9 protein-coding genes and 1 pseudogene are annotated in these 3,922 nt (G+C 39.6%); 9 read left to right on the forward strand and 1 reads right to left on the reverse strand.

Annotated features, from left to right (window positions below; all coding sequences use genetic code 11):
• Both RMO52_RS20070 and RMO52_RS20075 read left to right on the forward strand, forming a co-directional pair.
• A partial coding sequence (locus RMO52_RS20070; protein ID WP_310417794.1) for a vitamin B12 dependent-methionine synthase activation domain-containing protein occupies nt 1–285 on the forward strand: 285 nt, incomplete at its 5' end.
• Between the two features lie 114 nt (nt 286–399).
• Nucleotides 400–987: a hypothetical protein gene (locus RMO52_RS20075; RefSeq protein ID WP_309738056.1), complete on the forward strand. Its 588-nt coding sequence runs from the start codon at nt 400–402 to the stop codon at nt 985–987.
• 66 nt (nt 988–1,053) lie between these two features.
• On the opposite strand, the gene RMO52_RS20080 is transcribed toward RMO52_RS20075, so the two are convergent.
• A complete protein-coding gene (locus tag RMO52_RS20080) occupies nt 1,054–1,269 on the reverse strand; it encodes a hypothetical protein (protein WP_309738057.1) in 216 nt (71 codons plus the stop codon).
• 43 nt (nt 1,270–1,312) lie between these two features.
• On the opposite strand from RMO52_RS20080, the gene RMO52_RS20085 reads away from it, so the two are divergent.
• The 7 genes and pseudogenes from RMO52_RS20085 to RMO52_RS20115 form a co-directional block, all read left to right on the forward strand.
• Entirely contained in the window at nt 1,313–1,534 is a 222-nt protein-coding gene (locus tag RMO52_RS20085; protein ID WP_309738058.1) for a hypothetical protein, read from the forward strand.
• Nucleotides 1,531–1,917, forward strand: a complete 387-nt coding sequence (locus RMO52_RS20090; RefSeq protein WP_309738059.1) for a type II toxin-antitoxin system VapC family toxin — start codon at nt 1,531–1,533, stop codon at nt 1,915–1,917. Before RMO52_RS20085 ends, RMO52_RS20090 begins: the two co-directional genes overlap by 4 nt.
• Before the next feature lie 30 nt (nt 1,918–1,947).
• Complete coding sequence (locus tag RMO52_RS20095; RefSeq protein ID WP_309738060.1) at nt 1,948–2,286, forward strand: hypothetical protein; 339 nt, start codon at nt 1,948–1,950, stop codon at nt 2,284–2,286.
• Nucleotides 2,287–2,303: 17 nt separating this feature from the next.
• Nucleotides 2,304–2,516 (forward strand): hypothetical protein, encoded by a 213-nt coding sequence (locus RMO52_RS20100; RefSeq protein ID WP_309738062.1) that lies wholly within the window; start codon nt 2,304–2,306, stop codon nt 2,514–2,516.
• A 22-nt stretch (nt 2,517–2,538) separates the two neighbouring features.
• Complete coding sequence (locus tag RMO52_RS20105) at nt 2,539–3,330, forward strand: XamI family restriction endonuclease (protein ID WP_310417804.1); 792 nt, start codon at nt 2,539–2,541, stop codon at nt 3,328–3,330.
• A complete protein-coding gene (locus RMO52_RS20110) occupies nt 3,305–3,619 on the forward strand; it encodes a hypothetical protein (RefSeq protein WP_310417800.1) in 315 nt (104 codons plus the stop codon). Before RMO52_RS20105 ends, RMO52_RS20110 begins: the two co-directional genes overlap by 26 nt.
• Nucleotides 3,597–3,922: pseudogene (locus RMO52_RS20115) on the forward strand (hypothetical protein); the annotation flags it as partial. The gene RMO52_RS20110 and the pseudogene RMO52_RS20115, both read left to right, overlap by 23 nt.

Genomic DNA, 3,922 nt, shown 5'->3' on the forward strand with positions numbered 1-3,922 from the left:
GAAGGTTTAGCCGAATGGGGACACGCCCGCATCCGCAAGGAGTTGGGTTATGGGGATCTGGAGCCAGATAATATTCGCGATATGTTGGCGCAACGCTATCAGGGTTCGCGGTATAGTTTCGGCTATCCAGCTTGTCCGAATGTGGCGGATCAATTACATCAGTTGAAAATCATGGGTACCGAGCGGATGGGGATGACGATGGATGAGAGCGAACAGCTATATCCTGAGCAGTCTACAACTGCGTTGATTGTCTATCATCCGACAGCTAAGTACTTTAGTGCTTAGGATTGGTTAAATCCATGTGAAGTAGACCTGTCAAATCTTGTCTACAACCTGAAATTTAGATAGTGGGTAATGCCCACTATCTAAATCTTTTACTTACCAATGTAAAAATAGATTATGTCTTTAAGATTAGAATGTGATAACCAAGGTGGTGTAATAATAGCTGACAAATCCTTTTTTCAGAATCCAGATCCAGAGAAAATAGGGATTTCTTATGTTTTTGATATTGCGTTAGATAGAGAGGGAGGAACTGAATTAATTTGTGATTTTAATGAAGAATGGAATCAAGTATGGTGCAGAGAAACATTATTTTTGGTAAATGAAATCAATAACGGAAATTTTTCATTTGTCACTTTGCCTGTCGGTGATTTTAATTTAGAAATACTAGACAACAAAATCATTAAAGATGACATGTGCTTTTTTGTTGAAAGCAAAATTGAGGTTAAGACGCAAGAAATTTTGCTATTTGAAGCTGGTAGCTGGCTAGAGGATATAGATATAGGAGATGTAAAGCCATCATATAAAATAGATCTAGAAAATGGATGGTATAACATTCAAATGCAAATTGACAATCGTATAGAAAACGAATCTGAAGATAGTTACCTAGTCGGTAATATGTTAATTAACATAAGCAGAACAGAAGAGAGCATCAATCCACTTCTTGAACTTCCCTGTTATCAAAATTGGCTTTCTATAAATAATTAGTTTGGTATAACGGGCAAGCTTTCAAAATAAAGATCCTATTTCAATACTGGATTATGCCCACAAATTCTAACTATCGAGTTGTCGATCGATTATGTCCAATTGATCGATCGATATTGACGCTCGATCGATCCTGGCACAATCCGCGATGATATTAATGTTGATTTCTTTGGTTGCGATCGGGTAGTGTAGGCAAAGCTCGATCGATTTGGGGTTGGTTCGATCGAGCTGTTTTGATTCGATCGGGTGGTGGTGGGATTCGATCGCCAGATGTCGAAAGGGCAATAGCGATCTACAATAGAAAGTAGCAGTATTTAGCTAAATTATCATGAATACTAAAGAGCTAATCGTCAGCGAACTAGAATCAACATCAGAAGACCTATTATCTGAAGTGTTACAGTTTGTTAAATCTATTAAACGTCAACAGCCTGTATCGAGCTCAACAACAGCACGCCAACGCATACCTAATTTAGAGCAGGGTAAAATTATCATGAGTGATGATTTTAACGAACCATTACCTGATTCCTTTTGGTTGGGAGTCGATGAGTGAAGGTCATTTTAGATACACAAGTATTAATTTGGTGGGCAAATGATGTATCGAATATTTCCGATCGCGTCCAGAATATTATCTTTGATGTAGACAACGAACTATTGGTTAGCTTGGCAAGTATTTGGGAGATTCAGATTAAAATTTCTTTGGGTAAATTAAGTTTGCCTCGACCTTTACCAGATATTATCGCAACACAAGTTAGCGAAAATCAGATTAAAATTATGCAGATTGAGTTATCGCATATTTATACGCTCGATCTGTTACCACTTCATCATCGCGACCCTTTCGATAGAATAATCATTGCTCAAGCTATGAATGAGAAAATATTAATAGCTAGTATAGACAAAGCCTTTGATGCTTATTCGATCGAGAGAATTTGGTGAAATTATAACAACTAGATTAGAGTATCTGTGATGAATACTAGATTAGAAGTTCAGTCAGCTATTAAGCAATTACCAAAAGATGAAATTCGCGAGCTGTCAAAATGGCTGCAAGAATATCTAGATAAAAAGTGCGATCGGCAGATAGATCTAGATGTTGGGCTAGAAGTTAATCCAGCAGTTATTGAGCAATTGTTAGCGATTCGCCAGAATAAAAGTCTAACTCTGACAACAGAAGAGGTAAAACAGCGGCTGGGATCGATCGAAGAGGAGCATCTGATATTAAAGTTTGCAGGTATTTTTGAAGACGACTCAGATTTTGAGGCCGTAGTAGCTAATATCGAAACCGATAGATCGGCTACAATTGAATAGCAAAGGACAAATAGAATATGTCAGAACAATTAGAAGAACGACTGACATTATTAGAAGCTGAAGTCGATCGACTTAAACGCAAAATCGATCCAACCCCTGTCAATTTACCTTGGTGGGAAAAAATAGCTGGAACCTTTGCAGAAAATTCCGCCTATGATGAAGCAATGAAATTGGGGCGGGAATATCGAGAATCCGATCGAACAACGGCTGTGGATGCAGTAGATGAGTAGATGTACATATTAGATACAGATCATCTCAGCGATTCTCCACTCTAATCCAGAGATACTTCCGACATTGAGGATGTGTACTTGCCCACCTATTGCCAGAGATCGACTCATTGGGTTATCTGGTGTCGCGAAGAGTGTCGTCGATCGAATGGAGATTTATGGTAGATTACCCGTGAGACTGACCATCGACCGTCTGAATGAAGAATTAGAAAAGATCGCCAGCATTATTTCAAGGCTTGCAGATCGAGATATTCTTCCTTGGCTGGATACGAATCAATCACCGACAGAAACCGAAATTTACCGCGCATCGACTATTATCGCAGATCGTTTGTGTGGAGCATCAGCCGATCCGATCGTGCGGAATGCCCAAGAAGCAAGACAATTGAGAGAGATTGCTACATGGCTTGATGAGCGTGGTTATCGGTTATTATCTGCGGCTGAAAGGGTGCGGTTTAATGAAATGCCACCAGGAACATATAGTTTTCGGTTGAATTTACCTGTCAATTTGATCGATGAGGGAGGAAAAACTGTTAATATTCCCATTGATGCGGTGATTATGCGTAAAACTGCCAAACCAGGCGACTATCCCTTATCGATCGAAGCAAAATCGGCTGGTGACTTTGCAAATGTCAACAAGCGCAGAAAAGAAGAAGCCCGAAAAGTACAGCAACTTAACGCAACCTATGGCAATAAAATCGAGTTTGTTTTATTCTTATGTGGCTACTTCGATACTGGATATTTAGGCTACGAAGCGGCGGAAGGTATAGATTGGGTTTGGGAGCATCGCATCAATGACCTTGCAGAATTTGAATTATGAGCAATTTTTTGACATTGCTTCAACGGAAGCTCAGAGAATAATCGAACAAACACAACTAGATGCTGCTAAGAATTCCACCGAACGGAACCGTTTGGGTCAATTTGCGACACCGAATACACTAGCGATCGAAATCATTAATTATTCAAAAACCTTACTTCCACCCGATCGAAAAATTCGATTTTTAGATCCAGCAATTGGGACTGGTTCTTTTTACTCTGCTTTGTTGCAATCATTTTCGATCGATCGAATCGAAAGTGCGGTTGGGTATGAGATCGATTACCTACGGTAGGCTACGCCAACGAGATTTTGCTGAAACTGCCATTAAGTTATGGGCTAATACACCGCTCCAACTTAATATCGCCGATTTTACAGAAAGTATTGCACCGCAGAATGAAAAAGATAGGGCTAATTTATTAATTTGTAACCCGCCTTATGTTCGACATCATCATCTATCGATCGACAAGAAAAAATCTCTCAAGGAACTAGGAATAGCAGCTACTGGCACTCAATTAAGTGGTCTTGCAGGTCTTTACTGCTACTTTTTATTAGCAGCACATCAATGGATGTCGCCAGATGGACTGGCTTGTTGGGT

Origin of the sequence: Chamaesiphon sp. OTE_8_metabat_110, from assembly GCF_031382685.1 — a bacterium.
Classification (GTDB): Bacteria; Cyanobacteriota; Cyanobacteriia; order Cyanobacteriales; family Chamaesiphonaceae; genus Chamaesiphon.

Coding starts and splice junctions, on each gene's coding strand:
- RMO52_RS20075 (WP_309738056.1), top strand. CDS start 400: ATGTCTTTAAGATTAGAATGTGATAACCAAGGTGGTGTAATAATAGCT.
- RMO52_RS20085 (WP_309738058.1), top strand. CDS start 1,313: ATGAATACTAAAGAGCTAATCGTCAGCGAACTAGAATCAACATCAGAA.
- RMO52_RS20100 (WP_309738062.1), top strand. CDS start 2,304: ATGTCAGAACAATTAGAAGAACGACTGACATTATTAGAAGCTGAAGTC.
- RMO52_RS20095 (WP_309738060.1), top strand. CDS start 1,948: ATGAATACTAGATTAGAAGTTCAGTCAGCTATTAAGCAATTACCAAAA.
- RMO52_RS20110 (WP_310417800.1), top strand. CDS start 3,305: ATGACCTTGCAGAATTTGAATTATGAGCAATTTTTTGACATTGCTTCA.